The following is a 21045-nucleotide window of genomic DNA, read 5'->3' on the forward strand; positions in this document are numbered from 1 at the left end:
GAAGGTGGCCGTACCGTCGGCGCCGGTGTGGTCTCCACCATCATCGAGTAATCTGCTACCCTCTGCGCCCCGATGTTGCCTGGGTAGGGCATCGGGGCGTATCAAACGGGAAAGTAGGCACAGGATGTGCCTTGTGTTCCCCGGACCAGGAAGGGTCAATGCCATTCAGGCGGCGTCAACAGGAAACTGTTGACAGCTGCCTTGCGTGCCATTATGCTTCGTCGTCTGGGCAGGCCTGTTTCTAGGTCTGCCTACGTTTTTGAGGTCTACGGATTGACCTTGTCGGCCTGCAGGAGTGCGGGCCGTCCGTATTCAGGGATTTCATGGGACAAAGCAACCCAGAGGCTTTGTCTGTCGCTCTTTTAACGAAGGAACCTACCGCCATGGCGGACCAAAAGATCCGGATCCGGCTGAAAGCGTTCGATCATCGTCTGATCGACCGTTCGGCCAGCGAGATCGTTGAGACGGCCAAGCGGACCGGCGCGCAAGTGCGTGGCCCGATCCCGCTGCCGACCAAGATCGAGCGTTACACCATCCTCGTCTCCCCGCACGTCGACAAGGACGCGCGTGACCAGTACGAGACCCGCACGCACAAGCGCGTGCTCGATATCGTTGACCCGAATGACAAGACCGTGGACGCGCTGATGAAGCTCGAACTGGCTGCCGGCGTCGACGTTCAGATCAAGCTGACCTGAGGACTACGACCATGACGAAGAAGTATTCGTTGGGCTTCGTGGGCCGCAAGGCTGGCATGAGCCGCGTGTTCACCGAAGATGGCCGCTCCATCCCGGTGACCCTGATCGAAGCAACCCCCAACCGCATCGCGCAGATCAAGACCGTCGAAACCGACGGCTACAGCGCCGTGCAGGTGACCGTCGGCGCTCGTCGCGCTGCCCTGGTCAACAAGCCGGAAGCCGGCCACTTCGCCAAGGCGAAGGTGGAAGCGGGTCGTGGCCTGTGGGAATTCCGCGTTGAAGACGCGCAGCTCGGCGATTTCGCCGTCGGCGGCGAAGTCAAGGCGGACATCTTTGAAGTCGGCCAGATCGTCGACGTCCAGGGTGTCACCAAGGGTAAGGGCTTCCAGGGCACCATCAAGCGCTACAACTTCCGTATGGGTGACGCTACCCACGGTAACTCGCTGTCGCATCGCGCGCCGGGTTCGCTGGGTCAGCGCCAGACGCCGGGTCGCGTGTTCCCGGGCAAGAAGATGTCCGGTCACATGGGCTCCGTGCAGCAGAGCACCCAGAACCTGGAAGTTGTCAAGGTCGACGTCGAACGCGGTCTGATCGCGGTTCGCGGCGCCGTTCCGGGCGCGGCGGGTGGCGACGTGATCGTCCGTCCGGCGAGCAAGGCATAAGGAGAGATGACGATGGAACTCGTTATCACGGGTAGCAACAACAAGGTCTCGGTCTCCGACGCCGTGTTCGGTCGCGATTTCAGCGAAGATCTGGTCCACCAGGTCGTCGTTGCTTACCGCAACGCCGGTCGCGCCGGCACCAAGGCGCAGAAGACTCGCTCCGAAGTGGCAGGTACCACCAAGAAGTCGAAGAAGCAGAAGGGCGGCGGCGCGCGTCATGGCGCACTGACGGCTCCGATCTTCGTCGGCGGCGGTGTCACCTTCGCGGCAAAGCCGCGCAGCTTCGAGCAGAAGGTCAATCGTAAGCAGTACCGTGCCGCCATGTGCGCGATCCTGTCCGAGCTGAACCGTCAGGGCCGTCTGACCATCGTGGAGTCCTTCGATGTCGAAGTGACCAACACGAAGGGTCTGATCGCCAAGCTGGCCGGCCTGGAAGTGGGCAAGCGCCCGCTGATCGTCACTGAAGAAGCCTCCGAGCACCTGTACCTGTCCGCTCGCAATCTGCCGTACGTGCAGGTGCGTGACGTCCAGGGTCTGGACCCGGTGTCGCTGGTCGGTGCCGACACGGTCGTCATCACCGCTGATGCGGTCAAGAAGGTCGAGGAGTGGCTGGCATGAACAGCAACGAAAAAATCTTCAGCGTGCTGCGTGCCCCGCGTGTCTCCGAAAAGACCGCTCGCATTCAGGAACTTTCCAACCAGTATGCCTTCGAAGTTTCGAACGAAGCCACCAAAGCCGATGTAAAGGCCGCGGTTGAGCAGCTGTTCGGCGTCAAGGTCGAGGCTGTCAACGTGGTCAACGTCAAGGGCAAGAACAAGTCCTTCCGTAACCGTGCTGGCCGCCGCGGCGATTGGCGTAAGGCGTACGTTCGCCTGGCCGACGGCCAGTCGATCGATGTAACGGCCAAGGCCTGAGGTACATCCCATGCCATTGATGAAATTCAAGCCCACTTCCCCCGGCCGCCGTTCGGCCGTGCGCGTGGTTACCCCCGACCTGCACAAGGGTGCTCCGCACGCCGCACTGGTCGAGTCGCAGAGCCGCTCGGGTGGTCGTAACCACCATGGCCGCATCACCGTGCGTCACGTCGGTGGTGGTGCCAAGCAGCACTACCGCATCATCGACTTCAAGCGCAACAAGCTGGGCATCCCGGCGCGCGTGGAACGCATCGAATACGATCCGAACCGCACCGCCCACATCGCCCTGCTGTGCTACGTCGACGGCGAGCGTCGTTACATCATCGCCCCGAAGGGCCTGAAGGCTGGTGATCAGGTGATCGCTGGTTCGGACGCCCCGATCAAGGCGGGTAACACCCTGCCGCTGCGCAACATCCCGGTCGGTACCACCATCCACTGCATCGAACTGAAGCCCGGCAAGGGCGCTCAGATCGCCCGCGCCGCTGGTGCGGCCGTGCAGCTGGTTGCCCGCGAAGGCATCTACGCCACCCTGCGCCTGCGCTCGGGTGAAATGCGCAAGGTTCCGGTCGAGTGCTGCGCCACCATCGGCGAAGTCGGCAACGACGAGCACAGCCTGGAAAAGCTGGGCAAGGCCGGTGCCAAGCGTTGGCGCGGCGTCCGCCCGACCGTTCGTGGTGCTGCCATGAACCCGGTTGACCACCCGCACGGTGGTGGTGAGGCCAAGGCCGGCCAGGGTAATCCGCATCCGGTCACCCCGTGGGGTGTCCCGACCAAGGGTTACAAGACGCGCCATAACAAGCGCACTCAGCAGTTCATCGTCCGCGATCGTAGGGGCTAATCGACCATGGCACGTTCACTCAAGAAGGGCCCGTTTGTCGATCACCACCTGGTTGCTAAGGTGGCTGCCGCTGCGGGTAGCAAGCGTCCGGTCAAGACCTGGTCGCGTCGTTCGATGATCCTGCCTGACATGGTAGGCGTCACCATTGCCGTGCATAACGGCAAGAACCACATCCCGGTTCTCGTCAACGAGAACATGGTCGGCCACAAGCTCGGCGAATTTGCCATCACCCGGACCTTCAAGGGTCACGGTGGTGACAAGAAGTCGGGTAAGTAAGGAGAGATGACAATGGAAGCGAAAGCCATCCTGCGCACTGCGCGCATCTCCCCGCAGAAGGCTCGTCTGGTCGCTGACCAGGTGCGCGGTCTGCCGGCCGAACGTGCGGTCAACCTGCTGAAGTTCTCGGACAAGAAGGCTGCCCACCTGATCAAGAAGGTGGTGGAGTCGGCTATTGCAAATGCCGAGAACAACCAGGGCGCCGACGTCGACGAGCTGAAGGTTCAGACCATCATGGTTGATGAAGGTCCGACCCTGAAGCGTTTCATGGCGCGGGCGAAAGGCCGCGGTACCCGCATCCTCAAGCGCACCAGCCACATCACTGTGGTTGTGGGCGCCGCCAAGTAAGCGGATAAGGAAAAGACCATGGGTCATAAAGTTCATCCGATTGGTATCCGCCTCGGCATTTCCAAGGACTGGAACTCCAAGTGGTACGCCAACAAGGCCGAGTTCGCTGGTTACCTGGCAGCCGACCTGAAAGTGCGCGAAATGCTGCGCAAGAAGCTGGCTCAGGCCGGCATCAGCAAGATCCTGATCGAGCGTCCGGCCAAGACCGCTCGCGTGACGATCCACACCGCCCGTCCGGGCGTGGTGATCGGCAAGCGCGGTGAGGACATCGAGAAGCTGCGCAAGGAAGTGAGCGAGATGATGGGCGTCCCGGCGCACATCAACGTCACCGAAGTGCGCAAGCCGGAACTGGACGCTCAGCTCGTTGCCGAGTCGATCGCCCAGCAGCTGGAGCGCCGCATCATGTTCCGCCGTGCCATGAAGCGCTCGGTTGGCAACGCGATGCGCCTGGGTGCCCTGGGCATCAAGGTCAACGTGGGTGGCCGCCTCAACGGTGCAGAAATCGCCCGTTCGGAGTGGTACCGCGAAGGCCGCGTGCCGCTGCACACCCTGCGTGCCGACATCGACTATGGCTTCGCTGAAGCCAAGACGACCTACGGCATCATCGGCATCAAGGTCTGGATCTACAAGGGCGAGGTCTTCGATTTCTCCCAGGTTGGCCAGGAAAAGCAGGACGACACCCCGTCGCGCAACGATCGTCACGATCGCGGTGACCGCGGTGACCGTCAGCGCCCGGCTCGTGAAGCGAGGTAACGACAATGTTGCAACCCAAGCGAACCAAGTACCGCAAGGTGCACAAGGGCCGTAACGACGGCCTGAGCTGGAGCGCCAACGCTGTCAGCTTCGGCGAATACGGCCTCAAGGCAACCGCCCACGGTCAGCTGACCGCGCGTCAGATCGAAGCGGCCCGCCGCTCGATCAGCCGCTACGTGAAGCGCGGCGGCAAGATGTGGATCCGTGTGTTCCCCGACAAGCCCATCACCAAGAAGCCCATCGAAGTTCGAATGGGTTCGGGTAAGGGCAACGTGGAATACTGGGTGGCCCAGATCCAGCCCGGCCGCATGATCTATGAAATCGAGGGTGTCTCGGAGGAAGTGGCACGCGAGGCGTTCCGCCTGGCCGCCGCCAAGCTCTCGGTCACCACCACTTTCGTGACCCGGACGGTGCGCTGATGGAACTGAAAACTCTCCGTGAAAAGTCGGCTGACGAACTGAAGGCCCACCTGATCGACCTGCGTAAGGAACAGTTCTCTGTCCGTATGCAGCAGGTCACCGGCCAGCTGCCGAAGACTCACGATATCCGCCGCGTCCGTCGCGAGATTGCTCGCGTCAAGACGCTGCTCGGCAGCAAGAAGTAAGGACGGCCGCTATGAGCGACAATATCGAAAACAAGGCGCTGCGCACGGTCGAAGGCCGTGTCGTCAGCAACAAGATGGACAAGACGGTTACCGTCCTGGTTGAGCGTCAGGTCAAGCACGCGCTGTACGGCAAGTACATCAAGCGCTCGACGAAGCTGCACGCCCACGATGCCGACAACGCCTGCAAGGAAGGCGATGTCGTCCGCGTGACCGAGATTGCTCCGATGTCCAAGACCAAGAACTGGCGCGTGGTGGAAGTCATCACGCGCGCGGCTGAATAAGGAGCTGAATCATGATCCAGATGCAGAGCTACCTTGACGTCGCGGACAATTCGGGTGCCAAGCAGGTGATGTGCTTCAAGGTGCTGGGTGGTTCCAAGCGCCGTTACGCCGGCATCGGCGACATCATCAAGGTCACCGTGAAGGATGCGATTCCGCGCGGCAAGGTCAAGAAGGGTGAAGTGTATGACGCCGTCGTGGTGCGTACCCGCAAGGGTGTGCGTCGCGCCGACGGTTCGCTGATCCGCTTCGACGGCAACGCTGCCGTCCTGCTGAACAACAAGCAGGAGCCGATCGGCACCCGTATCTTCGGGCCGGTGACTCGTGAACTTCGCTCTGAGAAGTTCATGAAGATCGTCTCGCTCGCTCCCGAAGTGCTGTGAGCGACAGGAGATAATCATGGCTAACCGTATCAAGAAGGGCGACCAGGTTGTCGTCAACGCCGGCAAGGACAAGGGCAAGCAGGGCGAAGTCGTCCGCGTCGACGGCGACCGTGTGGTCGTCGGCAACGTGAACATCGTCAAGCGCCACACCAAGCCGAACCCGCAGGCAGGTGTTGCCGGCGGCGTGGTCGAGCGCGAAGCTTCGATCCATATCTCCAACGTGAATGTGCTGAACCCGGCTTCGGGCAAGGGCGAACGCGTTGGCTTCAAGGTGCTGGAGGATGGACGCAAACTGCGTGTGTTCCGCTCCAGCGGTGAGGCGCTCGACGCCTGAGGAATGAGAAGATGAGTTCCCGTCTCGAAAAGTTCTACAAGGAAGAAGTGGTACCGGCGCTGATGAAGCAGTTCGGTTACACCAATCCGATGGAAGTGCCGAAGCTTGTCAAGGTCACCCTGAACATGGGTGTCGGCGAAGCGGCCACCAACAAGAAGATCCTGGAAAACGCCGTCGGCGACATGACCAAGATTTCCGGCCAGAAGCCGGTTGTCACCAAGTCGCGTGTGTCGGTTGCGTCGTTCAAGATCCGTGATGGTTGGCCGATCGGCTGCAAGACCACGCTGCGTCGCCACAAGATGTACGAGTTCCTGGATCGCCTGATCAACATCTCGCTGCCGCGCGTGCGCGACTTCCGTGGTGTGTCCGGTCGTTCCTTCGACGGTCGCGGCAACTTCAACATGGGTGTGAAGGAACAGATCATCTTCCCGGAAATCGACTTCGACGCTGTCGACGCGATCCGCGGCATGGATATCGCCATCACCACCACTGCGAAGACCGATGCGGAAGCGAAGGCGCTGCTGGCAGCGTTCAAGTTCCCGTTCCGTAACTGATCCGTCGAGGAATCCGAAATGGCAAAGACCTCCATGGTCAACCGCGACATCAAGCGGGAAAAGCTGGCAAAGAAGTACGCTGAAAAGCGTGCGGCTCTGAAGAAGATCGTGTCCTCCGTGGACGCGACCTACGAAGAGAAGATCGACGCCGCAACCAAGCTGGCCAAGCTGCCGCGCGATTCGTCGCCGAGCCGCCACCGCAACCGTTGCGAACTGTCGGGTCGTCCGCGTGGCGTCTACAGCAAGTTCGGCCTGGGCCGTAACAAGCTGCGCGAAGCCACCATGCGTGGCGACGTCCCGGGTCTGCGCAAGGCCAGCTGGTAATCCCAGCCGGCCCTGTGATCAGGAGCCCCTCCGGGGGTTCCTGAACCGGGCAGGGGAGGCATTCAGCTTCCCCGACGCAAAAAAACCAGGGAGCCCGGCGCAAGCCGGGCTCTTTTGGCGTATACTCCCGCGTCTTGCTCTGTGCAAACGGGGTAGCAGGGCAGGCCGATGGCCTGCCGCAACAAGGGACCTGGCCCGTTTCCAGGAGACAACAGATTTTCGCGAAAGCGGATATCGGTGCACTCAAAGGTACTCATATGAGCATGACTGATCCCATCGCCGACCTGCTGGTCCGCATCAAGAATGCGGCCGCGGTTGGCAAGCAGACGGTGAAAGCCCCGTCGTCCAAGATCAAGGTTGCGATCGCCCAGGTCCTGAAGGACGAGGGTTACATCACCGACCTGCGCGTGACCCAGCTGGAAAACAACAAGTCCGAGCTGGAAATCGTGCTGAAGTATTTCGAAGGCAAGCCGGTCATCGCGACCCTGAAGCGCTTCTCGCGTTCGGGCCTGCGCCAGTACCGCGGCAAGAGCGAGCTGCCGAAGGTCATGAACGGCCTGGGCATCTCCATCATTTCCACCTCCAAGGGCATCATGACTGATGCGCAGGCGCGCCAGCTGGGCGTCGGCGGCGAAGTCCTGTGCTTCGTGGCCTAAGGCGAAAGGAGTAATATTATGTCCCGCGTAGCCAAGAAGCCCGTCACCCTGGGTAAGACTGAACTGAACGTCCAGGCCGATTCCGTCACCGTCAAGGGCCCGAAGGGCACCCTGTCGCTGCCGAAGCCGGCTGGCATTGCCATCAACGTCGACAACGGCGTTGCTACCCTGAGCACCGAGAACGCTGACCTGGTCCCGCTGACCGGCACCGTCCGCGCCATCCTGGCCAACATGGTCAAGGGTGTTTCCGAAGGCTTCGAGCGCAAGCTGGAGCTGGTCGGCGTGGGTTACCGTGCTGCCATGCAGGGCAAGGACCTGAGCCTGTCGCTCGGTTACTCGCACCCGATCGTGTTCGTGGCGCCGGAAGGCATCACCATCACCACCCCGACCCAGACCGAAATTCTGGTGCAGGGCGCTGACAAGCAGGTCGTCGGTGAAGTCGCCGCCAAGATCCGTGCGTTCCGCAAGCCGGAACCGTACAAGGGCAAGGGCGTGAAGTACTCCGACGAAGTCATCATCCGTAAGGAAGCCAAGAAGGCCTAATTAGGCTCTTCCGCTTTCAAGGGAAAAAAATCATGAACAAGAACATCGCCCGCCTGCGTCGCGCCAAGTCGACCCGCGCCCACATCCGTGAGCTCGGCGTCGCCCGCCTGTCGGTGCTGCGCACCGGCCAGCACCTGTACGCCCAGGTCTTCACCGCCGACGGTTCCAAGGTGCTGGCTGCCGCCAACACCACCCAGACCGACGTCATGGAAGGCCTGAAGAACGGCAAGAACGCCGATGCCGCCGCCAAGGTCGGCCGTATCGTCGCTGAGCGCGCCAAGGCCGCCGGCGTCGAGAAGGTTGCCTTCGATCGTTCGGGCTACCGCTACCACGGCCGCATCAAGGCCCTGGCAGAAGCCGCCCGCGAAGCCGGCCTGCAGTTCTAAGGGATAAGGGCAGGGGACTTTGGGTCCCCTGTCCGCCTGCTCGCCCGCCTGAGTGAGGCGGGGCGGCGCCGCTCTTCTGCAGCGGCCCACCGCACCAACGCGGTACTCCACAACCATAAGCGGCCTCGAGCCGTACATACCCAAACTACCAAGGAATCAAGATGGCAGAAGAACGTCAGCAGCGGGGTCGCGATCGCGACCGTAACCGCGAAGAGAAAGTCGACGACGGCATGATCGAAAAGCTGGTCGCGGTCAACCGCGTCAGCAAGACCGTCAAGGGTGGCCGCCAGTTCACCTTCACCGCCCTGACCGTGGTCGGTGACGGCGAAGGCAAGGTCGGTTTCGGTTATGGCAAGGCGCGCGAAGTGCCGGTCGCCATCCAGAAGTCGATGGAACAGGCTCGCAAGAACCTGGTCAGCGTTGACCTGAACAACGGCACCCTGTGGCACACCATCAAGGATGGTCACGGCGCAGCCCGCGTGTTCATGCAGCCGGCTTCCGAAGGTACCGGCGTCATCGCCGGCGGTGCCATGCGCGCCGTGCTGGAAGCGGTTGGCGTGAAGAACGTGCTGGCCAAGGCCACCGGTTCGCGCAACCCGATCAACCTGGTGCGTGCCACCGTGAAGGGCCTGTCTGCTGCGCAGTCGCCGGCTCGCATCGCGGCCAAGCGCGGCAAGAAGGTGGAGGAACTCAACCATGGCTAATGAGTCCAACAAGACTGTGAAGGTGCGCCTGGTGCGCGGCCTGCGTGGTACCCAGTCGCGTCACCGCCTGTCGGTGCGTGCCCTGGGCCTGAACAAGCTCAACGATGTCCGTGAACTGAAGGACAGCCCGCAGGTTCGCGGTCTGATCAACACCGTTCACTACCTCGTCAAGGTTGAGGAGTAATCGATCATGACTCTGCGTCTCAATGAACTGAGCCCGGCACCGGGCGCCCGCACCGAGCGTACCCGCGTCGGTCGTGGTATCGGCTCGGGCCTGGGCAAGACTGCCGGCCGCGGCCACAAGGGTTCGTTCGCCCGTAAGGGTGGCGGCAAGATCAAAGCTGGCTTCGAAGGCGGCCAGACCCCCATGCAGCGTCGTCTGCCGAAGATCGGCTTCCGTTCGCCGATCGCCAAGGACACCGCTGAAGTGCTGCTGTACGCGCTGGACAAGCTGCCGGCCGGCGAGATCGACTTCGCCGCCCTGCGTGCTGCCAAGCTGGTCCCGAGCACTGCAAAGAAGGCCAAGGTCGTCGTCAAGGGCGAAGTGACCAAGGCGTTCACCCTGAAGGGTATTGCTGCCACGGCCGGTGCCAAGGCTGCAATCGAAGCTGCCGGCGGCAGCGTGACGGAGTAAGAAAATCATGGCGCAAGCTGGCATCGGTAACCTCGCGGGCGGAATGGGCAAGTTCACTGAACTTCGCCAACGTTTGCTGTTCGTCGTCGGGGCTTTGATCGTCTATCGCATCGGCTGTTATGTGCCGGTGCCGGGCGTCAATCCCGATGCCATGCTTGCCATGATGCAACAGCAGGGCGGCGGCATCGTGGACATGTTCAACATGTTCTCGGGCGGCGCCCTGCACCGTTTGAGCATCTTCGCGCTCAACGTGATGCCGTACATCTCGGCATCGATCGTGATGCAGCTGGCCACCCACATCTTCCCCGCCCTGAAGGCGATGCAGAAGGAAGGTGAGTCCGGCCGTCGCAAGATCACCCAGTATTCGCGCATCGGCGCCGTGCTGCTGGCGGTGGTGCAGGGCGGTTCGATCGCCCTGGCGCTGCAGAACCAGGTGGCACCGTCGGGCGCTCCGGTCGTGTACGCACCGGGCATGGGCTTCGTGCTCACCGCCGTGGTCGCGCTGACCGCCGGCACCATGTTCCTGATGTGGGTCGGTGAGCAGGTCACCGAGCGCGGCATCGGCAACGGCGTGTCGCTGATCATCTTCGCCGGTATCGTGGCGGGCCTGCCGGGTGCGGTCATCCACACCTTCGACGCCTACCGCGACGGCAACATCCAGTTCATCCAGCTGCTGCTGATCGCCATCGTCGTCCTCGCCTTCACCTTCTTCGTGGTGTTCGTCGAGCGCGGCCAGCGCCGGATCACGGTGAACTACGCGCGCCGCCAGGGCGGTCGCAACGCGTACATGAACCAGACCTCGTTCCTGCCGCTGAAGCTGAACATGGCCGGCGTCATCCCGGCGATCTTCGCCTCGAGCCTGCTGGCCTTCCCGGCCACCCTGGCCATGTGGTCCGGCCAGGCCGCCAACCAGAGCGCCGTCGGCCAGACCCTGCAGAAGGTCGCCAACGCCCTGGGCCCGGGCGAGCCGCTGCACATGATCGTGTTCGCTGCGCTGATCACCGGTTTCGCGTTCTTCTATACCGCGCTGGTGTTCAACTCGCAGGAAACCGCCGACAACCTGAAGAAGTCGGGCGCGCTGATTCCGGGCATCCGTCCGGGCAAGGCCACCGCCGACTACATCGACGGCGTGCTGACCCGCCTGACCGCTGCCGGTTCGGCCTACCTGGTGATCGTCTGCCTGCTGCCGGAACTGATGCGCACGCAGCTGAACGCCTCGTTCTACTTCGGCGGTACTTCGCTGCTGATCGTCGTGGTGGTGGTGATGGACTTCATCGCCCAGGTGCAGGCGCACCTGATGTCCCACCAGTACGAGAGCCTGCTGAAGAAGGCCAACCTGAAGGGCGGCAACCGCGGCGGTTTTGCCCGCGGCTGATAAGCCTGTTATACTTTCGTCTTCCTGACGTGATGGTCCTCCGCTTCGCGGACTCTGGCCACACAAACGAAGGGCGGCCCCCGCAGCGGTTCCGGGTGGGGGTGTGGCGAGGTGGTCCTGCGCTGGAGTAGCGCGGGCGGCCCCGGGGAAACCCAGGTCCAACCTTGTCCGGCGCCGGAGCCTGGGCACACTCCCCAGGCCGGGTCCATGAAACTTCATTGTTTCACGGGCTTCCATGTAAACCGGAACCTTGTTAGTATCGCTAGTTCACTTTTTTGATCCATCCTGCCGGATTGGCGTGCCCGAGGCGCGCTGTCGGCCATCACTCAGCTGGAGAACCGCGTCATGGCGCGTATTGCAGGCGTCAACCTGCCAGCCCAGAAGCACGTCTGGGTCGGGTTGCAAAGCATTTACGGCATCGGCCGTACCCGTTCGAAGAAGGTCTGCGAAGTCGCAGGCGTTGCTTCGACCACCAAGATCCGCGATCTGTCGGAGCCGGAAATCGAGCGCCTGCGCGCCGAAGTCGGCAAGTACATCGTGGAAGGCGATCTGCGCCGTGAAATCGGCATCGCGATCAAGCGCCTGATGGACCTGGGCTGCTACCGCGGCCTGCGTCACCGTCGCGGCCTGCCGCTGCGTGGCCAGCGCACCCGTACCAACGCCCGCACCCGCAAGGGCCCGCGCAAGGCGATCAGGAAGTAAGGGACCTATAAATGGCTAAGCCTGCTGCTAAGACCAAGAAGAAGATCAAGCGCGTCGTCACCGACGGCGTTGCCCACGTCCACGCTTCGTTCAACAACACCATCGTGACCATCACCGACCGCCAGGGCAACGCTCTGTCGTGGGCGACCTCCGGTGGCGCTGGCTTCCGCGGTTCGCGCAAGTCGACCCCGTTCGCTGCCCAGGTGGCTGCTGAAAAGGCCGGTCGTGCTGCGCTGGACTACGGCGTGAAGTCGCTGGAAGTCCGCATCAAGGGTCCGGGTCCGGGCCGTGAGTCGGCCGTGCGTTCGTTGAACAACGTCGGCTACAAGATCACCAACATCATCGACGTGACGCCTATCCCGCACAACGGGTGCCGTCCGCCGAAGAAGCGTCGCGTCTAAAGGGAGCGATAAGAAATGGCTCGTTATATCGGTCCTACCTGTAAGCTCGCCCGTCGCGAAGGCGCCGACCTGTCCCTGAAGAGCCCGGCGCGTGCGCTGGACTCCAAGTGCAAGCTGGAGCAGAAGCCCGGCCAGCACGGCGCCACTGCCCGCAAGGGCAAGCTGTCCGACTACGCCACCCAGCTGCGTGAAAAGCAGAAGGTCAAGCGTATCTACGGCCTGCTGGAGCGTCAGTTCCGCAACTACTACAAGAAGGCCTCGACCAAGAAGGGCAACACCGGCGAGAACCTGCTGCAGCTGCTGGAAACCCGCCTGGACAACGTCGTCTACCGCATGGGCTTCGCCGTGACCCGTCCGGCTGCCCGTCAGCTGGTGTCGCACCGCGGCGTCACCGTGAATGGCAAGTCGGTCAACCTGGCTTCGTACCAGGTCAAGGCTGGCGACGCCATCGCTCTGTCTGAAAAGGCTGCCAAGCAGCTGCGCGTCCAGGAAGCCCTGACCGTCGCCGCCCAGCATGACCTGAGCCCGTCGTGGGTTGAAGTGGATTCCGGCAAGTTCACCGGCATCTTCAAGGCTGTTCCGGATCGTTCGGATCTGCCTGCGGACATCAACGAAGCGCTGATCGTCGAGCTGTATTCGAAGTAATTCACATTGGAGAGCCCCCGGCGACGGCCGGGGGTTCACTAGGAGAACCCGCAACATGACGGTTACCGCCAACCAGGTTCTGCGTCCTCGCGGTCCGCAGATCGAACGCCTTACCGACACCCGTGCAAAGGTCGTTATCGAACCTTTGGAGCGGGGTTACGGGCATACGCTGGGCAATGCCCTGCGTCGCGTGCTGCTGTCGTCCATCCCGGGCTTCGCCATCACGGAAGTCGAAATCGACGGCGTGTTGCACGAGTACACCACGGTCGAAGGTCTGCAGGAGGACGTGCTCGAAGTCCTGCTGAACCTGAAGGACGTGGCCATCCGTATGCATTCCGGCGACAGCGCCACCCTGTCCCTGTCCAAGCAGGGTCCGGGCGTTGTCACGGCAGCTGACATCAAGGTCGACCACAATGTGGAGATCCTGAACAGCGATCACGTGATCTGCCACCTGACCAAGGATACGGCGATCAACATGCGTCTGAAGATCGAACGTGGTTTCGGCTACCAGCCGGCTGCCGCGCGTCGTCGTCCGGACGAAGAAACCCGTGCCATCGGCCGCCTGGTCCTGGATGCCTCGTTCTCGCCGGTCCGCCGCGTCGCCTATGCCGTGGAAGCGGCTCGCGTCGAACAGCGTACCGACCTGGACAAGCTGGTCATCGATATCGAGACCAACGGCACCATCGACGCCGAGGAAGCTGTGCGCACCGCCGCCGACATCCTCAGCGACCAGCTGTCGGTGTTCGGTGACTTCACCCACCGCGACCGCGGTGCGGCCAAGCCGGCCAACAACGGCGTGGATCCGGTGCTGCTGCGCCCGATCGACGACCTGGAACTGACCGTGCGTTCGGCCAACTGCCTGAAGGCCGAAAGCATCTACTACATCGGCGATCTGATCCAGAAGACCGAAGTGGAGCTGCTGAAGACCCCGAACCTGGGCAAGAAGTCGCTCACCGAGATCAAGGAAGTGCTGGCTCAGCGCGGCCTGTCCCTCGGCATGAAGCTGGAGAACTGGCCGCCGGCCGGCGTCGCCAGCCACGGCATGCTGGGCTGATATCGGTAATGCCTGGAGGCTCCACCGTTCGCGGTGGGGCCTTCAACGCAGCAACACATCGCCACGACGAACCACAGGTTCGCGGGCAGGTCGTCCAGGACGGATGGCCAGGACCAACCGCAGTCCGTGCAGCAACGCCAGGATGGCGACAACGATCCACACAGCCTCATCATTAACCAAGGAATATCACCATGCGTCACATGAAGTCTGGCCGTAAGTTCAACCGCACCAGCGCCCACCGCGAAGCGATGTTCAAGAACATGGCCGCCTCGCTGTTCAAGCACGAGCTGATCAAGACGACCCTGCCGAAGGCCAAGGAACTGCGCCGCGTTGCCGAGCCGCTGATCACCCTGGCCAAGGTCGACTCCGTCGCCAACCGCCGTCTGGCCTTCGCCCGTCTGCGTGACAACGAAGCCGTGGGCAACCTGTTCACCATCCTGGGCCCGCGCTACGCGAACCGTCCGGGCGGCTACCTGCGTCTGCTGAAGTGCGGCTTCCGCGCCGGCGACAACGCTCCGATGGCCTACGTCGAGCTGGTCGACCGTCCGGCCGTGGCCGAGGAAGTGGCCGAGTAATCGGACCGCTCCAACGCGACACAGCGAAAGCCCGGCCTCTGCCGGGCTTTTGCGTTTCCGGGGGCGGATCCCTTTCCGCAGGAAAGGGCTCCGACCCCATTCCTCCAGCACAGAGCGTCAGAGCCCTTCGCATGCGCAAAGGTATCTGACCCACACCGTTCCGACAGGCGTGCCGTGTGGCGGTTCGAACGGGGCGCGCTCTCGGTTACGCTTGGCGCCTGATCCGTTCGAGCGTTGACGATGAATCCTTTGCGCTGGCCCTTCCGCGCCCAGTTCCTGTTGGGCTTCCTGATCTGCGTGGGCCTGCTCGGCTTCGCCATCTTCCTGCAGCTGAAGATGGGCCTGGAGCCCTGTCCGTTGTGCATCTTCCAGCGCCTGGCGTTCGCCGCGCTGGGCCTGCTGTTCCTGATTGGTGCCGTGCACGGCCCATCCAACCGCCCGGGTCGCGCGACCTACGGCATCCTTGCCTTCATCGCCGCCGCTGTCGGCTTCGGCATTGCCGCGCGCCACGTGTACGTGCAGATGCTGCCGCCGGAAATGGGCTCCACCTGTGGCCCGCCGCTGGCCTTCCTGAGCGAGACGATGGGCCCGCTGGAAGTGTTCCGCACGGTGCTGACCGGCACCGGCAACTGCGGCAACATCGACTGGACCTTCCTGGGCATGACCATGCCGATGTGGTCGGGCGTCTGGTTCGCGCTGCTGGCGCTGTGGGCGCTGGTGGTGTCGCTGCGCAAGGTCAAGCGCTGAAAACAGAACGGGGTCAGATCCCTTTGCGCAGCAAAGGGCTCTGACCCCATTGGCAGCCACGCGTGGCGTGGCTCTACTGTGAATCAGGGATCCGACCCCAGCCCGATCAGAAGTCCTGCTGCAGGCTCAGGTAGGCACCGCGGCGCGGGCCCCATTGCGGCGCGAACACGCCGACGCCGCCGCCATCACGCAGCTGGTAGCTGCGATCCAGTGCATTGATCACCGCCACCTGCACGTGCAGCGGATGCCCGCTGTCGGCGTTGAAGTCGTGGCCGGCACTCAGGTTCACCTGCAGGTAGGACGGCAGCTCGCCACCGTTGGGCACCGTGTCGGTATCCGAGCGCAGGCCGCTGCCGAATACGTAGTTCGCACCGATGCGGTTGTGGCCGGCGAAGGCGTAGCTGAAGCCACCCGACGAGGTCAGCTTCTGGTCGTGGTCCAGGTGGATCCAGTGGTCAGCCACGTAGGCCAGGGCCTCCGGGTCGAGGTTGTACTGGCTGGTGATGACGTCGGTGCCGATGGCCTTGTTCAGGGCTGCATTGAAGTAGGCGCTGAAGGGACCGTTGCTGTAGTCGGCGCTGAATTCCAGGCCGCGGATGTGGCCGCGACGGTAGTTGAACGTCGAGTAGATGTAGGCAGCGCCGAACTGGCCTTCGTCCTGCAGGCGCGAGACGCGGCGATCATAGGCATCCAGGCCCAGGGTCAGGTGCTCGCCGACCTGCTGGGAGACGCCGATGTCGTAGTAGTCGCTGCGCTCGGCCAGCGGAATGTTGTTGCCACCGGACGGCTGCGCGTTGGTGGTGCCGTCATACAGGCTGATGTCGCTGGTGGCGATCAGCTCGCTCGCCGGCGGGGTGAAGTAGCGCGAATAGCCGGCGTGCACGGTGGTGCTGTCGCTGGCCGTCCAGACCACGCCCAGGCGCGGGCTGAGCTGGCCCTCGGTCTGGCCGAAGGCCTTGTAGCGGTCACCGCGCAGGCCGTAGTTGACCGTCCAGTCGTCGCCGATCTTCCACTCGTCCTGCACGTAGACCGCCGCCGTGGTGGCCTTGAACGCGCTGCTGTCGGCAATCTGCAGCGGCGTGGTGCTGGTCTGTGCGCCGTCGTCGTCGACCGGGAACACCCAGCTGTTGTTGCTGGCGCGGGCACGCTCCTGGTTGCCGTACACGCCATAGCGCAGCGTGTGGTTGTCGCCCAGCGGCGTGGAGAAGTCCGCCTGCAGCGTGTTGGCGCGGTTGCTGCGCTGGACCTGCGAGGCGACGCCACTGAACACCAGATCGCCGGCCACGTCGGGATTGAAGCCGACATCGCTGTAGCGCTGCCCGGCCGAGACCTGGTAGGCGGTCTCGCCCAGCGTGCCCTGCAGCACCAGCATGCCGAAGCGGGTGGTTTCGCGCTGCGTCTCATCCAGCTGGCTGGAATCGAAGGTGGTGGTGTCCAGGTAGCCGAACTGCGGGGTCTGGCCCGGGTTGACCGGAATCTGGAAGCGGTTGTTGGCGAAGCCGGCGAACACGCTCAGGCGCGTGGTGTCGTTGACCAGGTAGGTCAGGTCGGCGAACGCCTTGCCCTGGTGGGTGTCGTCATGCTCCGGCTTGCGCGAGCTGGTCGGGTTTTCCAGGCCGACGTCGTTCTGGTCGTAGTTGCCGGTCAGGAACCAGCTCCAGCGCCCCTGCGAGCCCCACCACGAGGCGTTCGGGTTGACCTTGCCGAACGAGCCGGTGGTGATGCCGACGCTGCCGCCATTGCCGAGCTCGGCGCCACTGCGGGTGGTGATGTCGACCACCGCGGCGGTGCGCTCGCCGAACTGTGCCGGCAGCGCGCCGTCCATCAGGCGGATGCTCTTGATCGTGCGCGCGTCCAGGGTCTGGCCGAAACCGGAGATCGACTCGGGCAGCAGCACACCGTTGATGCGGTACTGCAGGTTGGCGTGGTCGCCGCGCACGTGCACGCCACCGTAGGAATCCTGGACCACGCCCGGCGCCTGCAGCAGCACCTGGCTGAGCGGCGCGGAGGCGCCCAGCGGCTGCTTCTGGATGTCCTCGGCGGTGATCTGGTACTGGCTGCTGCCGATGTCGGGCGACAGCGCGTTGCGCGCCTGGTCGAGCTGGGCGCTGACGGTGACGGTGTCGAGGTCCTTCACCGGGGCGGCGTCAGTGGCGGCATCGGCGGCCAGGGCGAGGGAGGGCAGGCTGGCCAGGGCCAGGGCGAAGGTGATGCCGGTAGCGAGCAGGGAGGGCTTCATGGCGATGGGCTGTGGAAGGGGCCGGAAGAGGAGATGGGATTGTTACTTCGTAACACTGCGTGGCGAATCATGCGCCTGTCCGGGCGGGTGTGGTCATGCGGTTTGTGGCCGATCGCGTTGCCCTTTCCCCGGTGTTCAGCCATGTGCAGATGGCGGCCGGGCCTTTGCGACAGCGGCCGGCTCTGCGACCATGAACGTCCCCCACCCCGGAATCCTGCAATGAGCCTGTCCGCCATTCCGCCCGTCTCCGATCCCGCTGCGACCGCCGCCGGCGCTGGCTGGTCGCCGGAGAGCTGGCGTGGCAAGACCGCCCTGCAGATGCCGACCTATCCCGATCCCATCGCGCTGGACGCCGCCCTGCACGAGCTGAAGCGGCTGCCGCCGCTGGTGACCTCGTGGGAAATCCTGGCGCTGAAGCAGCAGCTGGCCGACGCGCAGGAAGGCAAGCGTTTCCTGCTGCAGGGCGGTGACTGCGCGGAGAATTTCAGCGACTGCGAATCCGGCACGATCTCCAACCGGCTGAAGGTGCTGCTGCAGATGAGCCTGGTGCTGGTGCACGGCCTGCGCCAGCCGGTGATCCGTGTCGGTCGTTTCGCCGGCCAGTACGCCAAGCCGCGCTCGGCCGACACCGAGACCCGCGATGGCGTGACCCTGCCGAGCTACCGCGGCGACGTGATCAATGCGCCGGCGTTCACCGAGGCCGCGCGCCTGCCGGACCCGAAGCGGATGCTGCAGGCCCACGCGCATTCGGCGATGACGATGAACTTCGTGCGGGCGCTGATCGACGGTGGCTTCGCCGACCTGCACCACCCCGAATACTGGAACCTGGAGTGGGTGCGGCATTCGCCGCTGGCCGCCGAGTACCAGAAGATGGTGGCCTCGATCGGCGACGCGGTGCACTTCATGGAGACCCTGGCCGGGGCCCGCGTGCACAACCTCAACCGCATCGACTTCTACACCTCGCACGAAGCGCTGCTGCTGCCGTACGAGCAGGCGCTGACCCGGCAGGTGCCGCGCCAGCAGGGCTGGTTGAACCTGAGCACGCATTACCCGTGGATCGGCATGCGCACCGCCGCGCTGGATGGCGCGCACGTGGAGTACCTGCGGGGCGTGCGCAATCCGATCGCGATCAAGGTGGGGCCGTCGGTGCAGCCGGACCAGCTGCTGCGCTTGATCGACGTGCTGAACCCGGACGACGAACCCGGACGCCTGAGTTTCATCCACCGCATGGGTGCGGCGCAGATTGCCGAGAAGCTGCCGCCGCTGCTGGACGCGGTGAAGCGCGATGGCCGCCGCGTGCTGTGGGTGTGCGATGCGATGCACGGCAATACCGAGAGCACGGCGAACGGCTTCAAGACGCGTCGCTTCGACAACGTGCGCGGCGAGGTGGAGATGTCCTTCGACCTGCATGCGGCGGCGGGCACGCGGCTGGGTGGCGTGCACCTGGAGCTGACCGGCGAGGACGTGACCGAATGCACCGGCGGTGCGCGTGAGCTGACCGAGCGTGACCTGGAGCGTGCGTACCGGTCGACGGTGGACCCGCGGTTGAACTACGAGCAGTCGCTGGAGATTGCGATGGCGATCGTGCGCAAGCAGGAGCAGGCAGGGTAGGTTTTTCTGCAGGGCTTGCAGCCCTGCACCTGCTGCAATCAACGGCAACGTCAACATCAAAAGCTGGGTGTCCGTGGGTTGGCGGGGCGGTGTCGGATTGCGGGGACGCCGCAAGTACGTCCCTGTAGGCTTGGCCGCGGCATCCATGCCGCGGACACCCCGCAATCCGACACCGCCCCACCTTCGACAGGTTCCCGCGGCTGTTGGTAGGTGTCGACCTTGGTCGACACGATTTTTCTGTCAGATATCAATATTTAAAACGGGATCCGACACCGTGCCGACCAACGGTCGGCACCCACCATCAGCAGCAGGTTCCGACACACAGCAGCAGGTTCCGACAGATCGCGGAAAACTGTCGAAGGCGGGGTGGGTCCGGTTGAGGGGGCGTGAGCCGCATGGATGCGGCGACCGAGCTTACATGGACGTACTTGCAGCGTCCCCCTCAACCGGACCCACCCCGCCTACCCTCAGGAAACCAGCTTTTGACGTTGACGTTGACGTCGCCTCTGCGGGTGCAGGGTGCAAACCCTGCATACAACACGCTCATGCCCCATGCGCGACCCTGTCCATCCGCGTGTTCGAGTGGAGGTGGCAAGGGTGCACTGGGAGCACATGCAGGCCTATGCATGGCCGTTGGGGTTGGCGCTGGTGATCGGCGGCATCGGTGCATGGGTGATCCTGTGGGTCTATCACCGGTTGAAGGGGCGCGACCGGCGTCGTGCGCGCATCGGCCGCGTGCTTGGCCTGCCGCTGGCCACGGCGTTGCCGCTGCTGCTGCTGATCCCCGCACTGCAGGCGACGCCGCTGCAGGATCCGCTGCTGGGCAATCTGCAGCGCATCCTGCACATCAGCCTGGTGGCCTGCTTCATCTGGTTGCTGGTGCGCGGTGTCGGCGCCATCGAGCGCGCGATCCTGCGCAGCAATCCCATCGACGTGGCCGACAACCTGGAAGCGCGCCGCATCCAGACCCAGACCCGTGTGCTCAGCCGGGTGATCATGGGCGGCATCATCGTGCTCGGCGCCTCGCTGGTGCTGCTGCAGTTCGACATGGTGGCCAAGATCGGTTCGGCGCTGCTGGCGTCGGCGGGCCTGATCGGCCTGGTCGCGGGTATCGCGGCCAAGCCAGTCTTCGGCAACCTCATTGCAGGCCTGCAGATCGCGGTGACCCAGCCGATCCGCCTGGATGACGTGGTGATCGTCGAAGGCGAGTGGGGGCGCATCGAGGAGATCGGCAGCAGCTACGTGGTGGTGCGCATCTGGGATGAGCGGCGGATGGTGGTGCCGTTGACCTGGTTCATCGAGAACCCCTTCCAGAACTGGACGCGGCGCAGCGCCGACCTGTTGGGCACCGCGTTCTTCTGGTTGGATTACCGCGCGCCCATCGCGGCCATCCGTGCCGAGCTCGAGCGCATCTGCCGGGGCGAGCCGCTGTGGGATGGCCGTGTGTGCGTGACCCAGGTGACCGACACCAGCGAGCGTGCGATCCAGGTCCGCCTGCTGGTCAGTGCGCGCAGTTCCGGCGATGCGTTCGACCTGCGCTGCCTGGTGCGTGAACGGATGCTGGATTTCCTTGCCCGCGAACATCCGCAGTCGCTGCCGCAGGTGCGTGCGCGGCTGCAGCACGAGGACGAACTGGACATGCCGCGCGGGCCGCGTGCGCGCACGGCGGACGTGCGCTCGCCGGGTGCGGAGGATGGTGAGGCCGCGATCGTGCCTGTGGAGCCAGAGCCCGAACGGTAGCGCCGGGCCATGCCCGGCGAGCGCAGCGGCATCGTCCCATCCGCCGGGCATGGCCCGGCGCTACCGGGAC

At 63.9% G+C, this 21045-nt stretch carries 31 protein-coding genes; 30 read left to right on the forward strand and 1 reads right to left on the reverse strand.

The window, feature by feature from the left end; all coding sequences use genetic code 11:
- The first annotated feature begins 383 nt into the window (after positions 1–383).
- The 28 genes from rpsJ to IAE56_RS12060 all read left to right on the forward strand — a co-directional run bounded on the left by rpsJ (position 384) and on the right by IAE56_RS12060 (position 15385).
- Positions 384–695, forward strand: coding sequence for a 30S ribosomal protein S10 (gene rpsJ / locus IAE56_RS11925; protein ID WP_010341589.1), 312 nt, complete (start codon positions 384–386; stop codon positions 693–695).
- Positions 696–706: 11 nt separating this feature from the next.
- Positions 707–1357 carry a 50S ribosomal protein L3 gene (rplC, locus tag IAE56_RS11930; protein WP_059066096.1) on the forward strand — a complete coding sequence of 217 codons (651 nt, stop codon included), beginning with the start codon at positions 707–709 and terminating at the stop codon, positions 1355–1357.
- A 12-nt stretch (positions 1358–1369) separates the two neighbouring features.
- On the forward strand, positions 1370–1975 hold the full coding sequence (gene rplD / locus IAE56_RS11935; RefSeq protein WP_004145337.1) for a 50S ribosomal protein L4: 606 nt from the start codon (positions 1370–1372) through the stop codon (positions 1973–1975).
- Entirely contained in the window at positions 1972–2271 is a 300-nt protein-coding gene (gene rplW / locus IAE56_RS11940) for a 50S ribosomal protein L23 (RefSeq protein ID WP_079220754.1), read from the forward strand. The genes rplD and rplW overlap by 4 nt, the downstream gene beginning before the upstream one ends.
- 10 nt (positions 2272–2281) lie before the next feature.
- Positions 2282–3109, forward strand: coding sequence for a 50S ribosomal protein L2 (gene rplB / locus IAE56_RS11945; RefSeq protein ID WP_004145339.1), 828 nt, complete (start codon positions 2282–2284; stop codon positions 3107–3109).
- Positions 3110–3115: 6 nt separating this feature from the next.
- Entirely contained in the window at positions 3116–3385 is a 270-nt protein-coding gene (gene rpsS / locus IAE56_RS11950; RefSeq protein ID WP_108767850.1) for a 30S ribosomal protein S19, read from the forward strand.
- A 12-nt stretch (positions 3386–3397) separates the two neighbouring features.
- Positions 3398–3733, forward strand: a complete 336-nt coding sequence (gene rplV / locus IAE56_RS11955; RefSeq protein ID WP_004145348.1) for a 50S ribosomal protein L22 — start codon at positions 3398–3400, stop codon at positions 3731–3733.
- A gap of 18 nt (positions 3734–3751) precedes the next feature.
- Complete coding sequence (gene rpsC, locus IAE56_RS11960) at positions 3752–4486, forward strand: 30S ribosomal protein S3 (protein ID WP_004145350.1); 735 nt, start codon at positions 3752–3754, stop codon at positions 4484–4486.
- Positions 4487–4491: 5 nt separating this feature from the next.
- Positions 4492–4905, forward strand: coding sequence for a 50S ribosomal protein L16 (gene rplP / locus IAE56_RS11965; RefSeq protein ID WP_004154486.1), 414 nt, complete (start codon positions 4492–4494; stop codon positions 4903–4905).
- A complete protein-coding gene (gene rpmC, locus IAE56_RS11970) occupies positions 4905–5090 on the forward strand; it encodes a 50S ribosomal protein L29 (RefSeq protein WP_108767851.1) in 186 nt (61 codons plus the stop codon). Before rplP ends, rpmC begins: the two co-directional genes overlap by 1 nt.
- Before the next feature lie 11 nt (positions 5091–5101).
- Positions 5102–5371, forward strand: coding sequence for a 30S ribosomal protein S17 (gene rpsQ / locus IAE56_RS11975; protein WP_079220755.1), 270 nt, complete (start codon positions 5102–5104; stop codon positions 5369–5371).
- A gap of 11 nt (positions 5372–5382) precedes the next feature.
- The gene (gene rplN / locus IAE56_RS11980) at positions 5383–5751 is read left to right on the forward strand and encodes a 50S ribosomal protein L14 (protein ID WP_010483978.1); all 369 of its coding nucleotides are present in this window, start codon (positions 5383–5385) and stop codon (positions 5749–5751) included.
- 16 nt (positions 5752–5767) lie between these two features.
- Positions 5768–6085 carry a 50S ribosomal protein L24 gene (gene rplX / locus IAE56_RS11985; RefSeq protein ID WP_079220756.1) on the forward strand — a complete coding sequence of 106 codons (318 nt, stop codon included), beginning with the start codon at positions 5768–5770 and terminating at the stop codon, positions 6083–6085.
- 11 nt (positions 6086–6096) lie between these two features.
- Positions 6097–6639, forward strand: a complete 543-nt coding sequence (gene rplE / locus IAE56_RS11990; protein ID WP_079220757.1) for a 50S ribosomal protein L5 — start codon at positions 6097–6099, stop codon at positions 6637–6639.
- Positions 6640–6657: 18 nt separating this feature from the next.
- Positions 6658–6963, forward strand: coding sequence for a 30S ribosomal protein S14 (gene rpsN / locus IAE56_RS11995; protein WP_079220758.1), 306 nt, complete (start codon positions 6658–6660; stop codon positions 6961–6963).
- A gap of 257 nt (positions 6964–7220) precedes the next feature.
- Positions 7221–7619: a 30S ribosomal protein S8 gene (gene rpsH, locus IAE56_RS12000; protein ID WP_005408210.1), complete on the forward strand. Its 399-nt coding sequence runs from the start codon at positions 7221–7223 to the stop codon at positions 7617–7619.
- A gap of 18 nt (positions 7620–7637) precedes the next feature.
- Positions 7638–8162, forward strand: a complete 525-nt coding sequence (gene rplF / locus IAE56_RS12005; protein WP_108767852.1) for a 50S ribosomal protein L6 — start codon at positions 7638–7640, stop codon at positions 8160–8162.
- Positions 8163–8194: 32 nt separating this feature from the next.
- On the forward strand, positions 8195–8548 hold the full coding sequence (rplR, locus tag IAE56_RS12010) for a 50S ribosomal protein L18 (RefSeq protein WP_005408212.1): 354 nt from the start codon (positions 8195–8197) through the stop codon (positions 8546–8548).
- Positions 8549–8709: 161 nt separating this feature from the next.
- A complete protein-coding gene (rpsE, locus tag IAE56_RS12015; protein WP_004145411.1) occupies positions 8710–9252 on the forward strand; it encodes a 30S ribosomal protein S5 in 543 nt (180 codons plus the stop codon).
- Positions 9245–9436 carry a 50S ribosomal protein L30 gene (rpmD, locus tag IAE56_RS12020; RefSeq protein WP_004154497.1) on the forward strand — a complete coding sequence of 64 codons (192 nt, stop codon included), beginning with the start codon at positions 9245–9247 and terminating at the stop codon, positions 9434–9436. Before rpsE ends, rpmD begins: the two co-directional genes overlap by 8 nt.
- 6 nt (positions 9437–9442) lie before the next feature.
- Entirely contained in the window at positions 9443–9886 is a 444-nt protein-coding gene (rplO, locus tag IAE56_RS12025) for a 50S ribosomal protein L15 (RefSeq protein ID WP_004154498.1), read from the forward strand.
- Between the two features lie 7 nt (positions 9887–9893).
- Positions 9894–11261: a preprotein translocase subunit SecY gene (secY, locus tag IAE56_RS12030; protein WP_079220761.1), complete on the forward strand. Its 1368-nt coding sequence runs from the start codon at positions 9894–9896 to the stop codon at positions 11259–11261.
- A gap of 345 nt (positions 11262–11606) precedes the next feature.
- On the forward strand, positions 11607–11963 hold the full coding sequence (gene rpsM / locus IAE56_RS12035; RefSeq protein ID WP_004145437.1) for a 30S ribosomal protein S13: 357 nt from the start codon (positions 11607–11609) through the stop codon (positions 11961–11963).
- A gap of 11 nt (positions 11964–11974) precedes the next feature.
- Positions 11975–12364, forward strand: a complete 390-nt coding sequence (rpsK, locus tag IAE56_RS12040; RefSeq protein ID WP_004145443.1) for a 30S ribosomal protein S11 — start codon at positions 11975–11977, stop codon at positions 12362–12364.
- A 15-nt stretch (positions 12365–12379) separates the two neighbouring features.
- On the forward strand, positions 12380–13009 hold the full coding sequence (gene rpsD / locus IAE56_RS12045; RefSeq protein ID WP_004145446.1) for a 30S ribosomal protein S4: 630 nt from the start codon (positions 12380–12382) through the stop codon (positions 13007–13009).
- 55 nt (positions 13010–13064) lie between these two features.
- Entirely contained in the window at positions 13065–14063 is a 999-nt protein-coding gene (gene rpoA, locus IAE56_RS12050; RefSeq protein WP_079220762.1) for a DNA-directed RNA polymerase subunit alpha, read from the forward strand.
- 191 nt (positions 14064–14254) lie between these two features.
- Positions 14255–14638 (forward strand): 50S ribosomal protein L17, encoded by a 384-nt coding sequence (gene rplQ / locus IAE56_RS12055; RefSeq protein ID WP_079220763.1) that lies wholly within the window; start codon positions 14255–14257, stop codon positions 14636–14638.
- A gap of 240 nt (positions 14639–14878) precedes the next feature.
- A complete protein-coding gene (locus IAE56_RS12060; protein WP_108767854.1) occupies positions 14879–15385 on the forward strand; it encodes a disulfide bond formation protein B in 507 nt (168 codons plus the stop codon).
- Positions 15386–15491: 106 nt separating this feature from the next.
- Here IAE56_RS12060 and IAE56_RS12065 read toward each other — a convergent pair whose 3' ends face one another.
- Positions 15492–17624, reverse strand: coding sequence for a TonB-dependent receptor (locus tag IAE56_RS12065; protein WP_200752702.1), 2133 nt, complete (start codon positions 17622–17624; stop codon positions 15492–15494).
- Positions 17625–17843: 219 nt separating this feature from the next.
- On the opposite strand from IAE56_RS12065, the gene IAE56_RS12070 reads away from it, so the two are divergent.
- Positions 17844–19235, forward strand: coding sequence for a 3-deoxy-7-phosphoheptulonate synthase class II (locus tag IAE56_RS12070; protein WP_200752703.1), 1392 nt, complete (start codon positions 17844–17846; stop codon positions 19233–19235).
- A gap of 612 nt (positions 19236–19847) precedes the next feature.
- Positions 19848–20975 carry a mechanosensitive ion channel family protein gene (locus IAE56_RS12075; protein WP_325167190.1) on the forward strand — a complete coding sequence of 376 codons (1128 nt, stop codon included), beginning with the start codon at positions 19848–19850 and terminating at the stop codon, positions 20973–20975.
- The last annotated feature ends 70 nt before the right edge of the window (positions 20976–21045 follow it).

Source organism: Stenotrophomonas sp. S41 (genome assembly GCF_016624625.1).
Classification (GTDB): Bacteria; Pseudomonadota; Gammaproteobacteria; order Xanthomonadales; family Xanthomonadaceae; genus Stenotrophomonas.